This window comes from Bacillus sp. FSL R5-0431 (assembly GCF_038002985.1).
Taxonomy (GTDB): Bacteria; Bacillota; Bacilli; order Bacillales; family Bacillaceae; genus Bacillus.
In genome coordinates this window covers 2669108-2689199 of sequence record NZ_JBBOOG010000001.1, presented here as the reverse complement: position 1 = coordinate 2689199, position 20092 = coordinate 2669108, and the positions used below count along the sequence as shown (strand labels likewise).

Below are 20092 nucleotides of genomic sequence, written 5' to 3'. Positions count from 1 at the left end.
GGAATGATTCCCCTCAGCTTTTGTCATTTGATTATACGAGTGGTCCGCCTTTGGCTTCAATGTCACTTGCTGCGTGGCTGAATTTTTGGAAGTTCTTTTTAAATTCATTGGCAAGGAAGTGTGCTTTTTCTTGATAAGCCTCTTGGTCATCCCATGTTTTAGAAGGTTGAAGCACTTCATCTGGTACGCCAGGAATATGAAGCGGGATGTGTAATCCAAAGATGTCATCAGTGATCATTTCGGCGTTGTCGAGATCGCCTTCGATCGCTGCCTGCACCATTGCTCTTGTATGCGCTAGGTTCATACGTTTACCTGTACCATAGCCTCCGCCAGTCCAGCCTGTATTCACAAGGAATACTTTTGCACCGTGCTCATCAATTTTCTTGCCAAGCATTTCAGCATAGACGTGAGCTGGAAGCGGCAAGAATGGTGAACCGAAGCAAGTAGAGAATGTCGTTTCTGGTGATGTGACACCGCGTTCAGTTCCTGCTAATTTACTTGTGTAACCGCTCAAGAAATGGTACATTGCCTGTTCTTTTGTTAAACGGCTGATTGGAGGTAAAACGCCAAATGCATCAGCTGTTAAGAAGACAATGGCAGATGGATGTCCTGCGATACTTGGCTTCACGATGTTATCAATCATTTCGATTGGGTAAGCAGCGCGTGTGTTTTCAGTAAAGAACGTGTCATCATAATCCGCTTCACGTGTTTCTTCATCAAGCACAACATTTTCAAGAACTGATCCGAAGCTGATGGCTTTGTAGATTTGCGGTTCTTTTTCTTCGCTTAAGTTCACACATTTCGCATAGCATCCGCCCTCAATATTGAAGACTCCTGAGCCAGACCAGCCGTGTTCATCGTCACCGATCAGCTTGCGGCTTGCGCTTGCAGAAAGCGTCGTTTTCCCAGTACCTGAAAGGCCGAAGAATAATGCGACATCGCCTTCTTGACCGACGTTTGCTGAGCAGTGCATGGATAAAATATCTTGCTCAGGAAGCAGGTAATTCATGACAGAGAAAATGGACTTTTTCATCTCTCCTGCATATTCTGTACCACCGATCAGAATGGTGCGTTTTTCAAAAGAAACGATAATAAACGTTTCAGAGTTTGTGCCATCTGTTTCAGGATCTGCTTTAAAATGCGGTGCAGATAAGATGGTGAATGGTTTTTCGTTTGAAGAAGGTGTTGATCCGTCAGGTCTGATGAATAGCTGCTTTGCAAAGAGATTGTGCCATGCAAATTCGTTTACCACTGTAATTGGCATACGGTATCTTTCATCAGCGCCGGCAAATCCTTCAAAGACGAATAGTTCATCACGTTCTTTTAAGTATGACACAACCTTTGTATATAAACGGTCAAATGCTTCTTTAGAGATCGGCTGGTTGACTTGACCCCAATCAATTTTATGTTCAGAGCTTTCTTCTTTGACGATAAATTTATCTTTAGGCGAACGTCCTGTGTAGGCACCAGTTGTAGCGCGGACAGCTCCTGTTGATGTTAAAACGCCTTCATCACGTGCCAAAATCTTTTCAACAAGTTTCGGAACAGATAAATTTTGGTGCGTATTTTCTAATGAGAGCAATGACTGCAAATCTTCTTTTAAATCCACTGAGTTCATAAAAAAAACCCTTCCTTTACCGTTGAATTTGTTTGTTTTGATTAGTATAACACATTCATAATAATAGTCTATACTATTTAAATGTTTTTGTGTGTGTTTTTTCATTTCTGCTATGAAAATATGCTTTTTGGTGATGCTAAGTGTGAGGTGAAAAAAGAGGGGAGATAATTCTGATGAAGCATTGACATGATGCAAGGGTTTGAGATAAGATATCTTATTGAACGGATACTCTTATCCCGAGTTGGTGGAGGGACAGGCCCGATGAAGCCCAGCAACCGGTTTCTTATGAAAAAGGCATGAATATGCTGAGAAACCAAGGTGCTAACCTGATGCAAGGTACAAGAACACCTTGAGCGATAAGAGTGAAAGGCATGCGATCTCAGACCCTTTCCTCGCAATGAAGGAAATGGTTTTTTTATTTTTGGGATATCATATGAACAAATTGCCAATAACATCTCTAATAGTAACGTTTTCAAATATAAGAGGGAACGAGTTCCGTATCATATTGGAGGCCTCATCTTGGGATGATGTGGTCTTGTACAGGAGGAAATAGCCATTATGAGTCAAAATCGTCGTTTATTTACTTCAGAATCAGTAACAGAAGGACATCCGGATAAAATCTGTGATCAAATTTCAGACAGCATTTTGGATGAAATTTTAAAGAAAGATCCAAATGCACGTGTTGCCTGTGAAACTTCTGTTACAACGGGTCTCGTATTAGTAAGCGGTGAAATTACAACGTCTACTTATGTCGATATTCCAAAGACGGTGCGTGACACGATTAAGGAAATTGGCTACACACGTGCGAAATATGGTTTTGATGCGGAAACATGTGCAGTGCTCACATCCATTGATGAACAGTCTGCTGATATTGCGCAAGGTGTAGACAAAGCGCTTGAAGCACGTGAAGGAACAATGACTGAAGAAGAAATTGATGCGATCGGTGCAGGTGACCAAGGATTGATGTTTGGTTTTGCCAACAACGAAACCGAAGAGCTCATGCCGCTGCCGATTTCACTAGCGCATAAATTATCTCTCCGTTTAACTGAAGTGCGCAAGGATCAAACACTTGCCTATCTTCGTCCAGACGGAAAAACACAAGTAACAGTAGAATATGATGAGCAAAATAAACCTGTTCGTATTGACACAGTGGTTATTTCTACGCAGCATGCACCAGAAGTGACGCTTGAACAAATTCAAAGCGACTTAAAAGAGCATGTCATCCGCCCTGTGGTTCCAAGCGAACTCATTGACGAAGAGACAAAATACTTTATTAACCCAACAGGCCGTTTCGTCATCGGCGGACCTCAAGGAGATGCTGGTTTAACTGGACGTAAAATCATCGTTGATACGTATGGCGGGTACGCTCGTCATGGCGGTGGTGCTTTCTCTGGGAAGGACGCAACAAAGGTTGACCGTTCTGCGGCATACGCTGCTCGTTACGTAGCGAAAAACATTGTAGCTGCCGGTCTTGCAGATTCTTGTGAAGTACAACTTGCTTATGCAATTGGTGTTGCACAGCCTGTATCGATTTCAATTGATACATTCGGAACAGGAAAAGCTTCTGAAGAAAAATTAATTGAAGTGGTTCGTGCGAACTTTGATCTTCGTCCAGCTGGCATTATTAAAATGCTTGACCTGCGTCGTCCTATCTATAAACAAACAGCTGCATACGGACATTTCGGCCGTCATGATTTAGATCTTCCGTGGGAAAAAACGGATAAAGCCGATACACTTCGTAAAGAAGCATTAGGACAATAACAACATAGAAAACCGCTTATTTTAAGCGGTTTTCCTTTTGATTAAAAAAAATTCTACAAAAAGTGAAAAAATGTGAAACAAAATCGGACAAAATACTGTCTAATTATAGGTCTACTTTTAAGAAATAACATAACGTGGAGGCAATAATATGTGTGGGTTTGTTGGTGTATTTAATCACCGTCCATTGTCCGAAACTACTGAGCAGGAAGAGTTAATTAAACAAATGAATCGTCTCATCGTTCACCGTGGTCCCGATGATGAGGGTTACTTTCATGACGAGCATGTAGGATTTGGATTTAGACGTTTAAGTATTATAGATGTTGAGCACGGAAAGCAGCCGCTTTCTTATGAAGATGAAAAGTATTGGATTATTTTCAACGGAGAAATTTATAACTATGTGGAGCTGAAGGAAGAGCTTGTGAAAAAGGGCTATACGTTCAGCACAGATTCTGATACGGAAGTACTGCTTGCCACATACCGTCATTATAAAGAAGAGGCGGCTTCTAAACTTCGCGGCATGTTTGCATTTTTAATTTGGGATAAAGAAGCGCAGCAATTATATGGCGCGAGAGATCCTTTTGGCATCAAACCGCTTTATTTTACACAAATGGATGAGCAAGTGTACTTTGCGTCTGAACGCAAAAGCTTGATGGCTGTGAACGAGAACATTTTATTTGATGAGACTTCATTGCAGCAGTACATGTCGTTCCAGTTCGTTCCTGAGCCAAATACACTTGATCAAAAGGTGCACAAAGTTGAGCCTGGTCATCAGTTTATTTTACGCCCAGGACAGGAGATCGAATTTAAGACATACTGGAAGGTTCAATTCAAGCCTGAACAAACACAAGAACAGAAATTAATAGAAGAAGTACGCGATGCAATCTATGATTCTGTGAAAGTTCACATGAGAAGTGATGTACCTGTTGGTTCATTCCTATCAGGTGGTATTGATTCTTCCTTCATCGTGTCTGTCGCAAAGGAATTACACCCTGAGCTGAAGACATTCTCTGTTGGCTTCCAGCAGGATGGCTTTAGTGAAGTCGATGTCGCGAAGGAAACAGCTGATAAGCTAGGCTTACAAAACTTCAGTGCCGTCATTTCTCCAGAGGAATATATGAACGAGCTTCCGAAGATTGTCTGGCATTTAGACGATCCTTTAGCTGATCCGGCGGCGATTCCATTGTATTTTGTGGCAAAAGAAGCGAAGAAACAAGTGACGGTTGTTCTTTCAGGTGAGGGAGCGGACGAGCTGTTCGGCGGATATAATATTTACCGTGAGCCTCTTTCTCTTAAACCATTTGAATCTGTACCATCTATGCTGAAAAAGCTTCTTCTTCGTCTGGCGCGATTAATGCCAGAAGGAATGAAAGGGAAGAGCTTTATCGTTCGCGGCTGTACGCCATTAGAGGAACGTTATATCGGTAATGCGAAAATCTTTGAAGAGCCAGTGAAGAAAAACCTCTTAAAACATTATGATCCAAGCATCACGTATCGTGACGTAACGAAGACATACTTCGAGGAAAGCGCAGGCTACAGTGATATTAACAAAATGCAATATGTTGATATTCATACGTGGATGCGCGGAGACATCTTACTGAAAGCAGACAAGATGACGATGGCGAATTCTCTTGAGCTTCGTGTTCCATTCCTTGATAAGGTCGTTTTTGAAGCGGCTTCTAAAATTCCAGAAGAGCTGAAAACAAAAGATGGCACAACGAAATATTTATTGCGTAAAGCAGCAGAAGGCATTGTGCCTGACCATGTGTTAAACCGTAAAAAGCTTGGTTTCCCTGTGCCAATTCGTCATTGGCTGAAAAATGAGATGAATGCTTGGGCGAAAGACATCATCAAAAACAGTCAAACAGATGAATACATTAACAAAGAGTATGTGCTTGATTTATTAAATGAGCATTGTGCTGGCAAAGCAGATCATAGCCGTAAGATTTGGACCGTCCTCATCTTTATGATCTGGCACAGCATTTATGTGGAGCGCAGCATTGATCCAGAGCAGTTGAATCATCAACCGAAAGAAGTCATCTTTAGTTAATGAAAAAAGGTTTTCAGCTTTGTGCTGAAAACCTTTTTTGTCATGATAGAAAGCAGTGGAAAAGGGTAAAATAACAAGCGGTTCATAGTTATTGCTTAATATCCTGAAAAAAACATGATAAAGTGAAGATACACGTATGATGTTAACGGGATAAAAGGGAACGATAGTATTGTCCTTTTTCTACATATTCTCTACGGATTCTGTCCATGTCTTGGATATCTTCATCTGTTAACTGACGGACGACCTTGGCTGGACGGCCAAAAGCGAGTGTTCCTTTTGGAATAACCTTTCCTTGAGGGACAAGACTACCTGCACCGATAAAGGCACCTTCGCCAATTTCTGCACCATCGAGAATGATGGACCCCATACCAATGAGGGCATTTTTTCGAATGATTGAGCTATGTAATGTGACTTGGTGTCCAATGGTAGCACCATCTTCTATAAGAAGTGTTTTTCCAGGACTTTGATGCAGACAGGATAAATCTTGAATATTGACGTTTTTTCCAATTCTCACAGGAGCGACATCGCCTCTGATGACGGTTTGAAACCACACGCTCGAATATTCTCCAATCGTGACATCACCAGTAATGGTGACGTTATCTGCGACAAAGACCGATTCATGAATCTCAGGTGTAAACTGATGATATGAATAAATCACTTTTTCGACTTCCTTTCTTAATACAACATTTGTGAGGTGTTTACTTTGTGGACTTGGCATGCTGAAAGACCAGTTGGTACAATTGTAATTGTACATGGTGCGAGTGAATATCACGGCCGATATAAATGGCTGATCGAAATGTGGCGAAATGCAGGCTATCACGTCGTTATGGGTGACCTCCCTGGGCAAGGGACATCGACACGTGCGCGCGGCCACATTCGCTCGTTTCAGGAATACATTGATACAATAGATGAATGGATCGAACATGCGAAATCATTCAGGCTTCCTACTTTTTTACTTGGACACAGTATGGGTGGACTCATTTCAATTGAGTGGATCAAGCAGTATACCCATACGAAGATTGATGGCCTTATTTTATCATCACCTTGTTTAGGTCTGCAATTTAAACCGAAGAAGCTAATGGATTTTGCATCAAAAGGTCTAAATGTGCTGGCACCGTCCTTTAAAGTCGAGTCAGGGCTGTCGATTGAACTAGCCACACGGAATCAGGCTGTGATTGAGGCAGACTCAAATGATTCTCTTTACGTAACAAAGGTGTCGGTTCGCTGGTACCGAGAGCTGATCAAAAATATTGATGCGGCCATGCAGCCAACGAATGTCTTTAAATCGATTCCGCTCCTTTTAATGCAGGCGGGCGATGATAAGATCGTGGATAAAACGAGGGTGATCAAATGGTTCAATGGCATTGAATCAACCAATAAATCATACCGTGAATGGGAAGAACTGTATCACGAAATTTTTAATGAACCGGAAAGAGAAGATGTGTTTAAGGCAGCAAGAGCCTTTACAGATCAATATATTTGATGGTGAGCTTTAAGTTGGGGGTGGATTGATTTGTCAGTACCAGAGCGTCCTTTTGCACTGATGACAAAGGTGTATAAAGATATTTTTCCGCTTGTTCATCAGGAGCTGAAAAAGTGGCGGGCTCATGCAGAAATGATTGAAAATGAAGAACTGCGAACGCAGGCACTAGCGAGCATATCCAGTAAAACCTTTCACTGTGAAGGCGGAGGCATTTTATCTCTTCTAGCAGGTGAGTCGAAAGAAACGTGTATTGAATTCATTGTGGCGTATCAAACCATCAGTGATTACTTAGATAACCTATGTGACCGCAGCACGTCGCTGGATCCAAAAGATTTTCATATGCTGCATCAAGCGATGAGAGATGCGCTTGATATTCATGCTGAGCTCAAGCCGTACTATCAATTCCGTGATGATCAAGAGGATCATGGGTATTTACATGCGCTTGTCCGCACATGCCAAGACGTGCTTACGCGCCTTAAGCATTATCCAATCATTCAGCCATATTTACACACGCTGTGTGATTACTACAGTGATTTGCAAGTACATAAACACGTCGTTCCTCATGAACGGGTCCCGCGTCTAGAATCGTGGTTTCGCCAATATGAAAAGGATTTGCCTAAGATGGAATGGTATGAATTTTCAGCTTGTGCAGGATCAACGTTAGGGATTTTCTGTCTTGTGGCGTATGCGCTGCAGCCGGATTTTACAGAAAAGCAGGCGAAGCAAATTTACGAAAGCTATTTCCCTTATATCCAAGGTCTGCACATTTTACTTGATTATTTAATTGACCAAGAAGAAGACCGGCTTGGGGGAGATCTGAACTTTTGCTCCTACTATGCCTCTCATCATGAGATGATGGATAGACTTCAGCATTTTATTGAAAAAGCGGATGAGCAGCTGAAAGGCATTCCGCACGAAAACTTTCACAAATTGATTAACAGAGGGTTACTGGCAGTCTATTTGTCCGATGAAAAAGTGACAGCCCAAAAAGAGATGAATAAGCTGGCAAAACGGCTGATCAAATCAAGCGGGAAAACATCATTCTTTTTCTATATCAACGGAAGAGCTTACCGGACCTATCAGAAAATGCCTTGGATGAAATCCTCATAAAAAAGCTCAAATCCATTAGGATTTGAGCTTCAGCGCGCAGACAAACCCTCGCATTCTTTGTCAGTCCTGCGCGCCGGTACTCACGAATGTCAAATTCGCTCCGTTCCGGTGCTCATTCTTCCTAGACTGCAAAGGTTTTCTATCACGCTGAAAGAAGACAAAGGGCTAAAATAAAAATCATTTTAGCCCTTTGTCAATAATCTGAGCTCAAATCATTAGGATTTGAGCTTTTTTTCAATGGCGACCACAAAAGGCGGGTCGTTTTGAATATTCATGTATTGATATGATAAAACTTGTACCTCTTCATGAGGAAGTGATCTGCAATAGTCGAGAAGTACTTCTTTTTCTCTTTTTCCTTCGGGGTGTCCATGGTAAATCACAAGGACGATCAGACCGCCGGGTTTAAGCCAGTCGAGGAGCTGCTCGATGGCTTCGATGGTTGTATGAGCCTGAGTGGTGACGGCTTTATCGCCTCCGGGCAGGTACCCAAGGTTAAACACCGCACCAGAAATATGTCCATAAACATCCTTTGGCAGGTGATGAGCCAGTTTTTCATGCCCATCGTGGATCAGATGAACGTAAGGATATCCCTCGCCAAGCCTTTTTCTCGTCTGCTGTAGGGCTTCCTCTTGTACGTCGAATGCGAAAACTTGTCCATCATTTCCTACAAGATCAGCTAAATAGCGTGTATCGTGGCCATTTCCCATCGTTGCATCAATGACGATGTCGCCTTTTTGACAAGCCTGTTCTAACAGCTCTTTACTAAAAGGGAGCATGCGTTTCAAAATCATTTGGCTGCTTCTTCCAATCTGACGAAACGTTTGCCTTGGTAGCTGTTACGTCTTTCGAGCTCAGCATTAATGGCATTTAGTACTTCCCACTTGTTTACACTCCACATCGGACCAACCATTAATTCAATTGGGCCATCCCCTGTAATGCGGTGAATAATCATTTCTGGCGGCAGGATCTCCAGTTGATCACAAACAAGCTGAACATATTCTTCCTGGCTTAGAAACTCCAATTTGCCTTTTTCGTATTGCTTGACCATTGGGGTTCCTTTTAAAAGGTGAAGTAAATGAATTTTAATTCCTTGCACATCTAAATCTGCGACAGCTTTTGCTGTTTCCATCATCATGTCCCGGTTTTCTAGAGGCAGTCCGTTGATGATATGCGAGCAGACACGAATTCCGTGTTTTCGCAGTTTTTCTACACCTTCTACGTAGCATTCATAATCATGGGCACGGTTAATGAGCATCGCTGTCCGTTCATGAACCGTTTGAAGACCAAGCTCTACCCAGAGATAAGTGCGCTCATTTAATTCTGCTAAATACTCCACCACGTCATCTGGCAGGCAGTCAGGTCTTGTCGCAATAGATAAACCAACCACACCATCCAAATTCATAACGGTTTCAAATTTTTCCTTTAAAACAGGAAGCGGGGCGTGTGTGTTTGTATACGCTTGAAAATACGCCATATATTTTCCGTCTTTCCATTTTGTGTGCATCCGGTCTTTGATTTCGTTAAATTGAGTGATGAGATCATCAGCCCGGTTTCCTGCAAAATCACCAGACCCAGCTGCACTGCAAAATGTACAGCCTCCGTGGGCTACAGTACCATCACGGTTTGGGCAGTCAAAGCCGCCGTCTAAGGCCACTTTAAATACTTTATGACCAAAGTGCTCTCGCAAATGATAGTTCCATGTGTGATAGCGTTTTTCGCTGTTTGAATATAAAAAAGGGTTATGCTGATCCAAGTCAGTAACCTCCTTGCGTAATAATAGGCATCCTTAAAGTTTAACAAAAATCATGAAGGAGGACAATTGAATCTGTCCAACATTTTCTTTAGTGAAAAAGCTTTACGTGGGCAAAATAGGCGGGAGCAATGATGAAATGGAGGGAATGCAAGATGGCAACAAGGCAGTCGATCGATGAATTTATCCAAAAAAGTACTGAAACCCTTGAGTTTGCAAATGAGCAATTTGATTTGAACTTACGCCAAGAGCATTATAATGAGGACGAATTTTCTAAGGCGCAGCTTATGCTTGAAGATGCGGTGAACGAATTAGAAAAATTAAAAGATGTCGCCAATGACCAGCAAAGAGAGCGATTAGACAGGGCGCGTGTTCAAATTCAAAGCTTGCAAAATCAAATGATTTTAGGTATTTCTTACGACAACGAATGATGAACAGATCCTTTTTTTAAGGGTCTGTTTTTTATTTTTTAAAAGGCTATTGACTTTTTGGCTGAGTGTCTTTATTGTGTTAAGTGTACTACAACAACTAATACACTAAAGACACTTAAAAAGTGAAGAAAGGTGTTCAACCATGAAAAAAGAAAAAAAAACAATCAATTTGAAGTGGATGGTGCTGGCTGTTGCGTTAGCATGTACATTTTTTTTCGTTCTCGTTTTCATTGGTTTTGAAGTTCAAAAAGATTTGATACCTAATTCAATCCCTTTAATGCAAGGGCATGAACAAGCGATAGGACTGCAAAAGCATGAATGAGGAAAGAGGGAGCCATCATGATTCAAATAGATCCACGAAGCGCTGCGCCATTATATGAACAAATCATTGAGCAGTTGAAAATTTTATGTCTAAAAGGTGTAATGAAACCTGGTGACAAACTGCCCTCTGTCAGAGAGCTCGCCACCATTATCATCGCCAACCCAAACACCGTCAGTAAAGCATATAAAGAGCTTGAGCGGGAAGGGATTATTGAAACACTAAGAGGCCGCGGTACGTATGTAACAGAAGGGGCTCAGTTAAAGCTGAATGAAGGGAAGGTGTTGGAGATGAAGGAGCAATTAAAACAACTCATTATAGAAGCTCATTATGCCGGTATTGATATTCAACAACTGAAGGAATGGATAGAAGAGATCGGCTCAAGTCTTGAGGGAGGAAAACAAGTTGATTGAGGTTAGAAATGTATCAAAGACATTAAATGGACGTGAAGTACTCAGTGACGTTTCCTTCAAAATAGGCGAAGGTGAGATCTTCGGTCTGCTTGGCAGGAATGGCTCAGGAAAAACAACACTTCTCCGCTTGATTCAGCAAATTCTTCTTCCAGATGAAGGAGAGATTTATTTTAAAGACGTGCTTGTGAAAGACCACCCGTTAGTGAAGCAAAATATTGTGTATATGCCAGTCGTAAATCCCTACTTTGACAGATACAATTACGGACAGCTTGTTCAGCTGTTAAAGCATATTTATCCGAAGTTTGACGTGACATATGCCAATGAGCTTGTGAACCGCTATGAAATTCCGGAAAAAGTGAAATATCGTGAACTATCGACAGGGTTAAAAAAACAGCTGTCATTAATTTTAAGCTTTGCGATCAAGCCAGCGGTGATTTTGTTAGATGAACCGACAGATGGAATTGATGCCGTCACAAGAAATGATGTTCTTCAGCTCATGATCGACGAGGTAGCGGAACGTGAAACATCGATTCTCATTACATCGCACCGATTAGAGGATATTGAGCGTATGTGTAACCGAATCGGGTTTTTAGAAGGAAATCAGCTTACAAGTGTCATGGATCTAGATGAGTTAAAGAATGATTATGTCAAAATACAGATGGCTTTTGAAGAAGATATGAACTTGAGTATACGAAAAAATGGCGTTGCTATATTAGATCAAGCGGGCATTTTTTATACAGCGCTTGTTCTTAAAACCGATGTAGAGGCTAAAGATTACTTGAAGTCGCTGCAGCCAAAAGTATGGCATGAACTGCCTGTAAATTTAGAAGAAGTATTCATTGCAAAGTTTGGAGGGAAACGGAGATGGTAAAGCGGCAATTATTATATAAGGAGTGGAAGCAATCAGAGCTGACATTTATTTTAGTGATGCTGGTTGCGGCGCTTGCGACGCCCTTATCCCTCCTAATGGGATATTCATCCTTTCAAACATGTTTAAAGGATCCCACATGTATTTTGGATACATCACATTTTTCCTATAGTTTTAATAAAGATGCTTTTCTCGCTCTTTCATGGTTAATGGGAATCCTTTTTGCCATAATTCAGCTTGGCTTTGAGAGAAATAAAGGGCAAATGGATTTCACCTTAGCCTTGCCTTTTAGTAGAAGTACCATCTATCAGACAAAATTTTTCTTGGGTGCCGGGATCATTGCACTCATTCATGCATTCTCATATGCCTTAACTTACTTACTTATATTAGGTATCAAACCTGTTGAGACACCTGGATTTAACAGTATGTATTTATATGCTTTGGTGTCATCCTTGATGATATATGCCCTGTTTTTTGCAGCAGGCACTTTAACAGGAAGTGCAATTGCCCAAGCAATCGTTGCATTCAGTACAGCCATTTTACCTTTTTTACTAATTGGTCTACCATTGGTTCATTTAGAATTTATATTGAGAACAAATGGGGAGTGGGTTGATCAGTGGCTTAATCATATTATCTTGGCAATTTCTCCAATCACTTATATAGCTGAATTTAATCAGTATGAATATACGATTTGGTTCAGCGGTGAAGAATTCATCGTACCAATTGTCATGATGATTTTATTTTATTTCATTGGTTTGTTTAGCTTCATCAAACATCCAATTGAACGAAGTGGCCGTTTTTTCCTTTACCCAAAAATGGATCGGCCTATTCAAATTATGGTTATTGCTTTTGGTGTTTTAGGTTTTGGCTGGGGTGGATTCTCCTCAGACAATTCCATGTTTGGTTATATCGCTGGCATGATAATCGGCGGTGCTGTAGGCGCACTAACGAGTTATTTCTTAATATATCGAAAAAGATAAACAGAGAGTAGGGGAGTAGAGATGATTCAGGTTCAAGCGTTAGATCATGTGTTTAAAATTGGTAAAAAGGGCAGAGAGAATGAAATTCCTGTGCTGAAAGGGATTGACCTATCCATCAAAAGAGGCGACATTGCTTGTATTGTGGGACGAAGTGGTTCGGGGAAATCTACCTTATTGAACTTAATTTCAGGATATATTACGCCAACGAGCGGACAAATTGTCATTGATGGTACCGATGTGACCGGCTTTAATGAAAAAGAATGGGCGGACTTCCGCTTAGATCACTTTGGCTTTATCTTTCAAAGCTTTCAATTGATCGGGAGCTTAACGACGTATGAAAATGTTGAACTTCCGCTCACTTTAAAAGGTGTAAAGCCGTCTGAACGAAAGACGAAAGTAAAAGAAATGCTGAAACGAGTAGGTCTAGAACATCATGCAGGGCATTACCCGAATGAGTTGTCAGGCGGGCAGCAGCAGCGTGTGAGTATTGCAAGAGCCTTGATTTTAAACCCATCTATTATTTTAGCGGATGAACCAACAGGCAGTCTAGATTCAGAAACCGAAGGAGAAATCTTAGCATTTATCCAGCAGCTCAATCGTGAAAAAGGAATCACGTTTGTCATCATTACACATGACGATGAAGTCGCTTCAATCGCAGATACAACGTTCCAGCTTCATGATGGTGTATTAAAGAAAGGGGAACAGACCATTGAAATTTAGAGATCAGGTCAAATTCATTAGAAGAAACATGAAGAAAAATAGATTGCGTGTGTTTATGACCATTCTTGCGACGACAATGGCATGCTCTTTCTTAATCGTTCTAGCATCAGTCGGTTTTGGTTTGCAAAAATCGGCGCAAGATGAAATCATGAAACAGCAAATCATCACAGAAGTGAAAGTGTTAGGCAAGGAAAAAGGTGCCGTCAAGGTAGATGATTTAAAGAAATATGATCATGTGAAATCTGTCGTCTCAAGAACGTCTCTCGTTCCATCGGTAAACGTCGAGCTCGATGACCGCTCAAGTGAAACGCAGGCTGCTCTGACCGATATGAAAGAGGAAAAAGAAGCAGGGCTTGAACTAGACAGAGGGAAAGTCCCAACATCAGCAAACGAAATTGTGGTTGGGTACCATATGGCAGAACAACTGTGGACAAAAAAAGAGCGCAAAGCCTATGAAAAAGAATTAAATCAAACGTCAAACGGTGAAGAAGAACCAAAAGAGCCAAAAGGCTACACGAAAGATATTTTAAATAAAGTGATTCAAATCAAGGTACCAAAACTCAACGAAGAAAATGAAGTCGTCAAAGAAAAAACATTTGATTTCCGTGTAGTAGGAGTCATGAAAAAGCCAAATTTGGAGTGGCAGCAGGATCATAAAATTCTCATTCCGAATGCGTATGAAAAGGAATTTGGTCAAATACTTGATCTATCTCCTGAAGCAGGAAATGTCGAGAAAATGACCTCTGTCTATGCAGATAAATTCGACAATGTCGGTGCACTCACGAATAAGCTGACAGATGAGGGCTACCAAGTCATCTCTGTGACGAATCAGCTCGAAGGTATGGATATGTTCTTTACTGTCTTCAAAATTGGACTCATTTTTGTCGGCTGTATCGCAGTCATTATTTCTGCAATTGGTATTTTTAATACGATGACAATGGCAGTAACAGAGCGAACACAAGAGATTGGGATTATGAAAGCCATTGGTGCGAATCCATCGATTATCAAGCGAATGTTCCTCATGGAAAGTGCTTATATTGGGGTGATTGGGTCGATCATCGGTATTATCATCTCATATATCATTAGTTTCGCCGTCAATTTAATCATTCCAGCCATTTTGTCGTCCATGTCAGAGGGAGGGTCAAGCGATCAATTCTCGATCACCTTCTCCTATATTCCGCTCAGCCTTGTGATCACAGCAACAGTGATTAGCGCAGGGGTAGCGATCCTTTCAGGGCTTAACCCAGCACGTAAAGCAACAAAAACGAATGTATTAGCAGCATTAAGAAGAGAAATCTAAAAAAAGAACCTCCTAAGACACCCGATTGGGCTGACAGGAGGTTCTTTTTTTGTGACACATGGCTATTGCTTAGGTGCCCGGTACCCTGCACGTTCTGCCTCTTCTACGGAGCAGAATAGTTCGGTTACATTTTTTGTTCTAGAGTAGTATCTGCTGCTCGGTGTGTGATAAATGCCATTGACACTTCCTTTGATGTTACAGGCAGCTGATTCTTTTTTTGTTTCCTTCTGCGATTCATGACCGCCTGTACTTTTTCCTTCATCTTTAGGAGCGGAGCGCTGAACAGTGGAAGACTTCGTATCGCTGCTGCTTTTCTTATTCTCTTTTTTGAGTGTTTCGTTGCTCGAGGCAAGCTTGTCTATTTTCTCTTCAAGCACTTGAATGGTCTTTTCTTGCTTTTTGACTGTTTCTTTTTCTGAGGTGATGGCTTCTAGCTTTTTAGCTAGTTTTTCTTTATCCTTTGTTGCGTCCTCTAAAGAGGCGGTAAGCTCCTCTTTATCAGCTTTTAAGCGCGTTATGTCAGATGTGAGCTGTTTTTGATCCTTTAACAGCTGTTCTGAAGATGGATCTGCTTGTGCCTTCGGTGCATCTGTGGCAGCAAACGGTAATGACATAATGGAAAAGACGAGACCGAAGATCAAAAAAGGATAAAATAGTTTCTTTGAAAAGATATGCTCGTTCTGGTGTTTGAGTAATAAGAAATTGACGGCATATCCTATGGCGAAACAAACACATAAAAGACCTATGATGAGTAACATCATCATCTAGAAGCCCCCCTAAATCTTTATTTACTCCTATCATACCTCATTTTTCCATTTTTAGCGGCGGTTTAACTAAAAAAGCCCTGTTTACACAGGGTTTTCAGCTAATGTTAATCCTTTGATTGCTTCCTTAACCGTCAAATATGTGATCGTATCCTGGAAATCTGTATCCAAGTCTTTCATTTTCATTGCAAGCTGCGGTTTGATCCCTGTGATGATCAGTTCGGTTCCAGTTAAACTGAGAAGATGATGCAGCTTGAAAATGCGTCCTGCAACGGAATCATCGACATCGATTAAGCCAGAAAGATCGACAATTAAATAATCATCCTTTGAATCATCTAATATACAAGTTAACTTCGCAACAATGGCATCAAAGCGTTCTTCAGATAGTTTTCCAATGAGTGGTAGAGCAGATACACCATTTTTGATTGGGACGATTGGCGTCGAAAGAGAGGTGACTTCCTGTAAGGAATCTTCTAGGAGTTGTTCATATTCTTTCTGTTTCGTAATATCCTTTTGAAAGCCAATGAAAAATGTTTTATCATCTTGTTCAATGTATAGAGGATCTATATTGAGTTCATTCCAAAAAAAAGTACCGTCTTTTTTATAATTTTTTAGTTGTGTGGTAATAGGTATTTTATTCTGTATTCCATGACGTATTAAATCAAGCTGTTCTTGATCTGTGTCTTTTCCTTGAAGGAATCGACAATTACGCCCAAGAATCTCATCTGGTTTGTATCCAGTCATGTGTGTAAAGCCATGGTTCACATAAATGATAGGGTTATCCTCTAAAGAAGGGTCTGTAATGACAACACCGATCCGCGCATGATCTAGCGCTTTTTTTATGAGTTCAAGCTGTTTTTGCAAGCCGAAGATGTTCGAGCTGACCATATTACCCTCCTTTGCTGCTACTAGCAGACATATCAAATGGCTGTTTTTTCAACCAAAGGTATTCCTTACTAAAGTAACATAACATATGTTCTGTTTCAATGATTGCAATGGCTTTGTTAAATTTGTCATCATAGTTTGTCCTCCATTAGAATATAGTAAGTAAGGAGACTTTTCTTTAGAAAAAGAAGGAATCAATTGCTCATAATTCATAAAATGACAAAAATAGTTAATATGGATTAGGTAAAAATGATTCCAATGCATCAAGATTGTTTTTGGGTCATTCACATATAATGGAAGAAACAAGCTTTTTTTCTTCGTTAGAGAGAATAGACCTTTTACATGGATTATGACGGAACAGCAGAATGGCATTACAGGGGGCTGGACAGCCTGAAGTCGCTTTACTATTCTAAGGGCTTTAGGAAGGTGATGAAAATGCTGCAACAAGTCATTATTGCTTGCGCCATTGGAGGGGTCATGGGCATTCTCGGTCACGTAAAGAAAAAAGGCAGGCTAGAGAAGCCCAGAATGACAAAAAAGTTTATTTATTTAGGGTTTATTGAAGATTGGCTCGTTGGGATGATTGCCGCTACACTGCTTGTCTTATCCTCAAATCCCGATTCTAGTCTGCACTTGGTCATCTTATCAATTATTTCAGGTTACGGGGGAGAAGCAGTTCTGCGAAGCTTTGATTTTGTAAGAGAACAGCGTTCACAGGATGCAGACTCCAACCGTCATAACCGATCTCCACACGAATAATATCCTCTACTTTACCCTGATCTAGGGTACATTCCCATTGTATACAAACCTGCTTGCACTTATGATCATAATTCTATAAAATACTACTTAGATGACGGTTACGATAAGAACAGTGAAGAGGAGTAGTAGGAAAGCAGTATTTGTCTTTAGAGAATTGACGGCTGGTGAAAGTCAATCAAATCTGCTTCTGAACTCGCCTCAGAGTTGCAGTTGCATTAAAGCTTCTGTCGCATGTCTGCGTTAAAGATATTAAGTGAGCGTACAAACAGAAAGTGACGCTAACAAGGGTGGTACCGCGGGAACCAAAAAATCTCTCGTCCCTTTCCAGGGATGAGGGTTTTTTGTTGATTTTAGAAAAATCTGAATTCTTGCAGTGGTCATCTGAGCAGATACAGCCGTACATATTAAAGGAGGTTTTCACATTGAGTTTTCAGCATCGGGAAATTGAAAAGAAGTGGCAGGATTATTGGCTGACACATAAAACATTCGCCACATCTGACTCGGAAGATAAACCAAAGTTCTATGCGCTTGATATGTTTCCATACCCATCAGGAGCAGGGCTTCATGTCGGGCACCCTGAGGGCTACACAGCAACGGATATTTTATCACGCATGAAACGTATGCAGGGATATGATGTTCTTCATCCAATGGGATGGGACGCATTTGGTCTTCCAGCAGAACAGTATGCACTAGATACAGGGAATGATCCAGCGGTCTTTACAGAAGAGAACATCAATAACTTCCGCCGCCAAATTCAATCACTAGGATTCTCATATGATTGGGATCGAGAAATCAACACGACTGATCCGAATTATTATAAATGGACACAATGGATTTTCTTGAAATTGTACGAAAAGGGATTGGCGTATATCGATGAAGTACCAGTGAACTGGTGCCCGGCGCTTGGTACAGTTCTTGCAAATGAAGAAGTCATTGATGGAAAAAGTGAACGCGGAGGGCATCCAGTTGAAAGACGTCCGATGAAGCAATGGATGCTGAAGATTACGGCATATGCGGACAGGCTGTTAGAAGATTTAGAAGACATTGATTGGCCTGAAAGCATCAAAGATATGCAGCGTAACTGGATCGGACGTTCAGAAGGTGCACACGTTCATTTCGAAGTAGAAGGACATGACGAACAGTTTACTGTTTTCACAACGCGTCCGGATACATTATTTGGTGCAACATATGCGGTACTTGCACCAGAACATGCACTTGTTGAAAAAATTACAACAGCTGCTCAAAAAGAAGCAGTCGAAGCATATATCAAAGAAATTCAATCAAAGAGCGACTTAGAGCGGACAGATCTTGCAAAAACGAAGACGGGTATTTTCACAGGCGCTTATGCCCTCAATCCATTAAATGGTGAAAAGATGCCGATCTGGATTGCAGATTACGTGCTGGCTACTTATGGAACAGGCGCGATTATGGCGGTACCTGCCCATGATGAGCGTGACTATGAATTCGCCAAAACATTTGATCTTCCAATCAAGGAAGTTGTAGAAGGCGGAGACATTGAAAAAGAAGCTTACACAGGTGATGGAAAACACATTAACTCTGATTTCCTCAATGGATTAGGAAAAGAAGAAGCGATTGAAAAAGCCATTGCATGGCTTGAAGAACATCAAAAAGGTGAAAAGAAAGTCACCTATCGTTTAAGAGACTGGCTATTTAGCCGCCAGCGTTACTGGGGTGAGCCAATTCCAATTATTCATTGGGAGGACGGAACTTCTTCAGCCGTTTCAGAGGAAGAGCTTCCACTGATTTTGCCTAAAACCACTGAGATTAAGCCAAGTGGTACAGGTGAATCACCTTTAGCCAATATCAAAGAGTGGGTTGAGGTTGTAGATCCTGTAACAGGTAAAAAAGGACGCCGTGAAACCAATACAATGCCGCAATGGGCAGGCAGCTGCTGGTATTTCTTACGTTATATTGACCCGCATAACTCAGAAAAGCTTGCATCTCCTGAGAAGCTAAAGAAATGGCTTCCTGTTGATGTATATATCGGCGGAGCAGAACATGCTGTACTGCATCTTCTATATGCGCGCTTCTGGCATAAGTTCTTGTATGATATCGGTGTTGTTCCTACAAAAGAACCTTTCATGAAATTGTTCAACCAAGGAATGATTCTTGGAGAAAATAATGAAAAAATGAGTAAATCAAAAGGGAACGTTGTCAATCCAGATGATATCGTAGAATCTCATGGTGCGGATACATTACGACTTTATGAAATGTTCATGGGACCTTTAGATGCATCAATCGCTTGGTCTGAAACAGGACTTGATGGTGCTCGCCGTTTCCTTGATCGTGTATGGCGTCTATTCACAAATGAAGATGGCACAATCAGTGATAAAGTGACGGAGCAAACTGGAGGTGCATTAGAACGCAGCTATCATGAAACCGTGATGAAGGTAACGGACCATTATGAAGGCCTGCGCTTCAATACAGGGATCTCACAATTAATGGTGTTTATCAATGATGCCTACAAGGCTGATACACTGCCGAAAGAATATGCAGAAGGCTTTGTGAAACTTCTTTCTCCAATTGCACCGCATTTAGCGGAAGAGCTTTGGAATAAACTTGGTCATGAAGGGTCTGTTTCTTATGAAGCATGGCCGCAATATGACGAGTCAAAGCTTGTCGACGATGAAGTAGAAATTGTCGTACAGTTGAATGGAAAAGTGAAAGCAAAATTAACCGTTCCTGCTGATGCAACAAAAGAACAGTTAGAAGAGCTTGCGAAAAATGATGCACGCGTAAAAGAACAGCTTGAAGGGAAAACCATTCGCAAAGTGATTGCGGTTCCTGGGAAGCTTGTCAATATTGTTGCGAACTAATGATGACACCCATCGGTATGAACCGGTGGGTGTTCTTTATTTCCCGG

The 20092-nt window shown here is 41.2% G+C and carries 19 protein-coding genes, 1 riboswitch and 1 other annotated feature; of the genes, 13 read left to right on the top strand and 6 right to left on the bottom strand.

Annotation, left to right across the window (positions count from 1 at the left end; translation table 11 throughout):
- Positions 1–31: 31 nt before the first annotated feature.
- The gene (pckA, locus tag MKZ03_RS13750) at positions 32–1618 is read right to left on the bottom strand and encodes a phosphoenolpyruvate carboxykinase (ATP) (protein WP_012010978.1); all 1587 of its coding nucleotides are present in this window, start codon (positions 1616–1618) and stop codon (positions 32–34) included.
- A gap of 228 nt (positions 1619–1846) precedes the next feature.
- A riboswitch (SAM riboswitch) is annotated at positions 1847–1981 on the top strand.
- Between the two features lie 195 nt (positions 1982–2176).
- Here pckA and metK point away from each other — a divergent pair.
- Positions 2177–3379, top strand: a complete 1203-nt coding sequence (metK, locus tag MKZ03_RS13745; RefSeq protein WP_034665356.1) for a methionine adenosyltransferase — start codon at positions 2177–2179, stop codon at positions 3377–3379.
- A 148-nt stretch (positions 3380–3527) separates the two neighbouring features.
- On the top strand, positions 3528–5426 hold the full coding sequence (gene asnB / locus MKZ03_RS13740) for an asparagine synthase (glutamine-hydrolyzing) (protein WP_066030514.1): 1899 nt from the start codon (positions 3528–3530) through the stop codon (positions 5424–5426).
- Positions 5427–5568: 142 nt separating this feature from the next.
- Here asnB and MKZ03_RS13735 read toward each other — a convergent pair whose 3' ends face one another.
- Positions 5569–6144, bottom strand: a complete 576-nt coding sequence (locus MKZ03_RS13735; RefSeq protein ID WP_249117122.1) for a gamma carbonic anhydrase — start codon at positions 6142–6144, stop codon at positions 5569–5571.
- Between MKZ03_RS13735 and MKZ03_RS13730 the strand changes: the two genes are divergently transcribed.
- Positions 6130–6909 carry an alpha/beta hydrolase gene (locus tag MKZ03_RS13730; RefSeq protein ID WP_034665364.1) on the top strand — a complete coding sequence of 260 codons (780 nt, stop codon included), beginning with the start codon at positions 6130–6132 and terminating at the stop codon, positions 6907–6909. The two genes, MKZ03_RS13735 and MKZ03_RS13730, sit on opposite strands and share 15 nt — an antisense overlap.
- Positions 6910–6939: 30 nt before the next feature.
- On the top strand, positions 6940–8019 hold the full coding sequence (locus tag MKZ03_RS13725; protein WP_066030516.1) for a tetraprenyl-beta-curcumene synthase family protein: 1080 nt from the start codon (positions 6940–6942) through the stop codon (positions 8017–8019).
- 215 nt (positions 8020–8234) lie between these two features.
- Here MKZ03_RS13725 and MKZ03_RS13720 read toward each other — a convergent pair whose 3' ends face one another.
- Both MKZ03_RS13720 and MKZ03_RS13715 read right to left on the bottom strand, forming a co-directional pair.
- A complete protein-coding gene (locus MKZ03_RS13720) occupies positions 8235–8810 on the bottom strand; it encodes a tRNA (mnm(5)s(2)U34)-methyltransferase (protein WP_066030517.1) in 576 nt (191 codons plus the stop codon).
- Entirely contained in the window at positions 8807–9772 is a 966-nt protein-coding gene (locus tag MKZ03_RS13715) for a TIGR01212 family radical SAM protein (protein WP_003217704.1), read from the bottom strand. The genes MKZ03_RS13720 and MKZ03_RS13715 overlap by 4 nt, the downstream gene beginning before the upstream one ends.
- Before the next feature lie 152 nt (positions 9773–9924).
- Here MKZ03_RS13715 and MKZ03_RS13710 point away from each other — a divergent pair, with 152 nt between their 5' ends.
- From MKZ03_RS13710 to MKZ03_RS13680, 7 genes are all read left to right on the top strand, one after another.
- Positions 9925–10200, top strand: coding sequence for a YtzC family protein (locus MKZ03_RS13710; RefSeq protein WP_034665376.1), 276 nt, complete (start codon positions 9925–9927; stop codon positions 10198–10200).
- 142 nt (positions 10201–10342) lie between these two features.
- On the top strand, positions 10343–10522 hold the full coding sequence (locus MKZ03_RS13705; protein ID WP_106048478.1) for a hypothetical protein: 180 nt from the start codon (positions 10343–10345) through the stop codon (positions 10520–10522).
- A gap of 17 nt (positions 10523–10539) precedes the next feature.
- Entirely contained in the window at positions 10540–10932 is a 393-nt protein-coding gene (locus MKZ03_RS13700; RefSeq protein ID WP_034665384.1) for a GntR family transcriptional regulator, read from the top strand.
- The gene (locus tag MKZ03_RS13695) at positions 10925–11803 is read left to right on the top strand and encodes an ATP-binding cassette domain-containing protein (RefSeq protein WP_066030518.1); all 879 of its coding nucleotides are present in this window, start codon (positions 10925–10927) and stop codon (positions 11801–11803) included. Before MKZ03_RS13700 ends, MKZ03_RS13695 begins: the two co-directional genes overlap by 8 nt.
- A complete protein-coding gene (locus tag MKZ03_RS13690; protein ID WP_341032138.1) occupies positions 11797–12780 on the top strand; it encodes an ABC transporter ATP-binding protein in 984 nt (327 codons plus the stop codon). Before MKZ03_RS13695 ends, MKZ03_RS13690 begins: the two co-directional genes overlap by 7 nt.
- Before the next feature lie 21 nt (positions 12781–12801).
- Complete coding sequence (locus tag MKZ03_RS13685; RefSeq protein ID WP_066030519.1) at positions 12802–13500, top strand: ABC transporter ATP-binding protein; 699 nt, start codon at positions 12802–12804, stop codon at positions 13498–13500.
- On the top strand, positions 13490–14800 hold the full coding sequence (locus MKZ03_RS13680) for an ABC transporter permease (protein ID WP_034665395.1): 1311 nt from the start codon (positions 13490–13492) through the stop codon (positions 14798–14800). The genes MKZ03_RS13685 and MKZ03_RS13680 overlap by 11 nt, the downstream gene beginning before the upstream one ends.
- A gap of 62 nt (positions 14801–14862) precedes the next feature.
- Here the strand turns inward: MKZ03_RS13680 and MKZ03_RS13675 are convergent, their stop codons facing one another.
- Positions 14863–15564: a coiled-coil domain-containing protein gene (locus tag MKZ03_RS13675; protein ID WP_307500106.1), complete on the bottom strand. Its 702-nt coding sequence runs from the start codon at positions 15562–15564 to the stop codon at positions 14863–14865.
- Positions 15565–15648: 84 nt separating this feature from the next.
- Positions 15649–16452, bottom strand: coding sequence for a PAS domain-containing protein (locus MKZ03_RS13670; protein ID WP_034665400.1), 804 nt, complete (start codon positions 16450–16452; stop codon positions 15649–15651).
- A gap of 426 nt (positions 16453–16878) precedes the next feature.
- Between MKZ03_RS13670 and MKZ03_RS13665 the strand changes: the two genes are divergently transcribed.
- Positions 16879–17208, top strand: coding sequence for a DUF4257 domain-containing protein (locus tag MKZ03_RS13665; RefSeq protein WP_223249904.1), 330 nt, complete (start codon positions 16879–16881; stop codon positions 17206–17208).
- A gap of 103 nt (positions 17209–17311) precedes the next feature.
- Positions 17312–17533 (top strand) — a binding site (T-box leader).
- A 97-nt stretch (positions 17534–17630) separates the two neighbouring features.
- Positions 17631–20045 carry a leucine--tRNA ligase gene (leuS, locus tag MKZ03_RS13660; RefSeq protein ID WP_340973568.1) on the top strand — a complete coding sequence of 805 codons (2415 nt, stop codon included), beginning with the start codon at positions 17631–17633 and terminating at the stop codon, positions 20043–20045.
- Positions 20046–20092: the final 47 nt, after the last annotated feature.

Coding starts and splice junctions, on each gene's coding strand:
- pckA (WP_012010978.1), bottom strand. CDS start 1,618: ATGAACTCAGTGGATTTAAAAGAAGATTTGCAGTCATTGCTCTCATTA.
- metK (WP_034665356.1), top strand. CDS start 2,177: ATGAGTCAAAATCGTCGTTTATTTACTTCAGAATCAGTAACAGAAGGA.
- asnB (WP_066030514.1), top strand. CDS start 3,528: ATGTGTGGGTTTGTTGGTGTATTTAATCACCGTCCATTGTCCGAAACT.
- MKZ03_RS13735 (WP_249117122.1), bottom strand. CDS start 6,144: ATGCCAAGTCCACAAAGTAAACACCTCACAAATGTTGTATTAAGAAAG.
- MKZ03_RS13720 (WP_066030517.1), bottom strand. CDS start 8,810: ATGATTTTGAAACGCATGCTCCCTTTTAGTAAAGAGCTGTTAGAACAG.
- MKZ03_RS13710 (WP_034665376.1), top strand. CDS start 9,925: ATGGCAACAAGGCAGTCGATCGATGAATTTATCCAAAAAAGTACTGAA.
- MKZ03_RS13705 (WP_106048478.1), top strand. CDS start 10,343: ATGAAAAAAGAAAAAAAAACAATCAATTTGAAGTGGATGGTGCTGGCT.
- MKZ03_RS13700 (WP_034665384.1), top strand. CDS start 10,540: ATGATTCAAATAGATCCACGAAGCGCTGCGCCATTATATGAACAAATC.
- MKZ03_RS13690 (WP_341032138.1), top strand. CDS start 11,797: ATGGTAAAGCGGCAATTATTATATAAGGAGTGGAAGCAATCAGAGCTG.
- MKZ03_RS13685 (WP_066030519.1), top strand. CDS start 12,802: ATGATTCAGGTTCAAGCGTTAGATCATGTGTTTAAAATTGGTAAAAAG.
- MKZ03_RS13675 (WP_307500106.1), bottom strand. CDS start 15,564: ATGATGATGTTACTCATCATAGGTCTTTTATGTGTTTGTTTCGCCATA.
- MKZ03_RS13670 (WP_034665400.1), bottom strand. CDS start 16,452: ATGGTCAGCTCGAACATCTTCGGCTTGCAAAAACAGCTTGAACTCATA.
- MKZ03_RS13665 (WP_223249904.1), top strand. CDS start 16,879: ATGAAAATGCTGCAACAAGTCATTATTGCTTGCGCCATTGGAGGGGTC.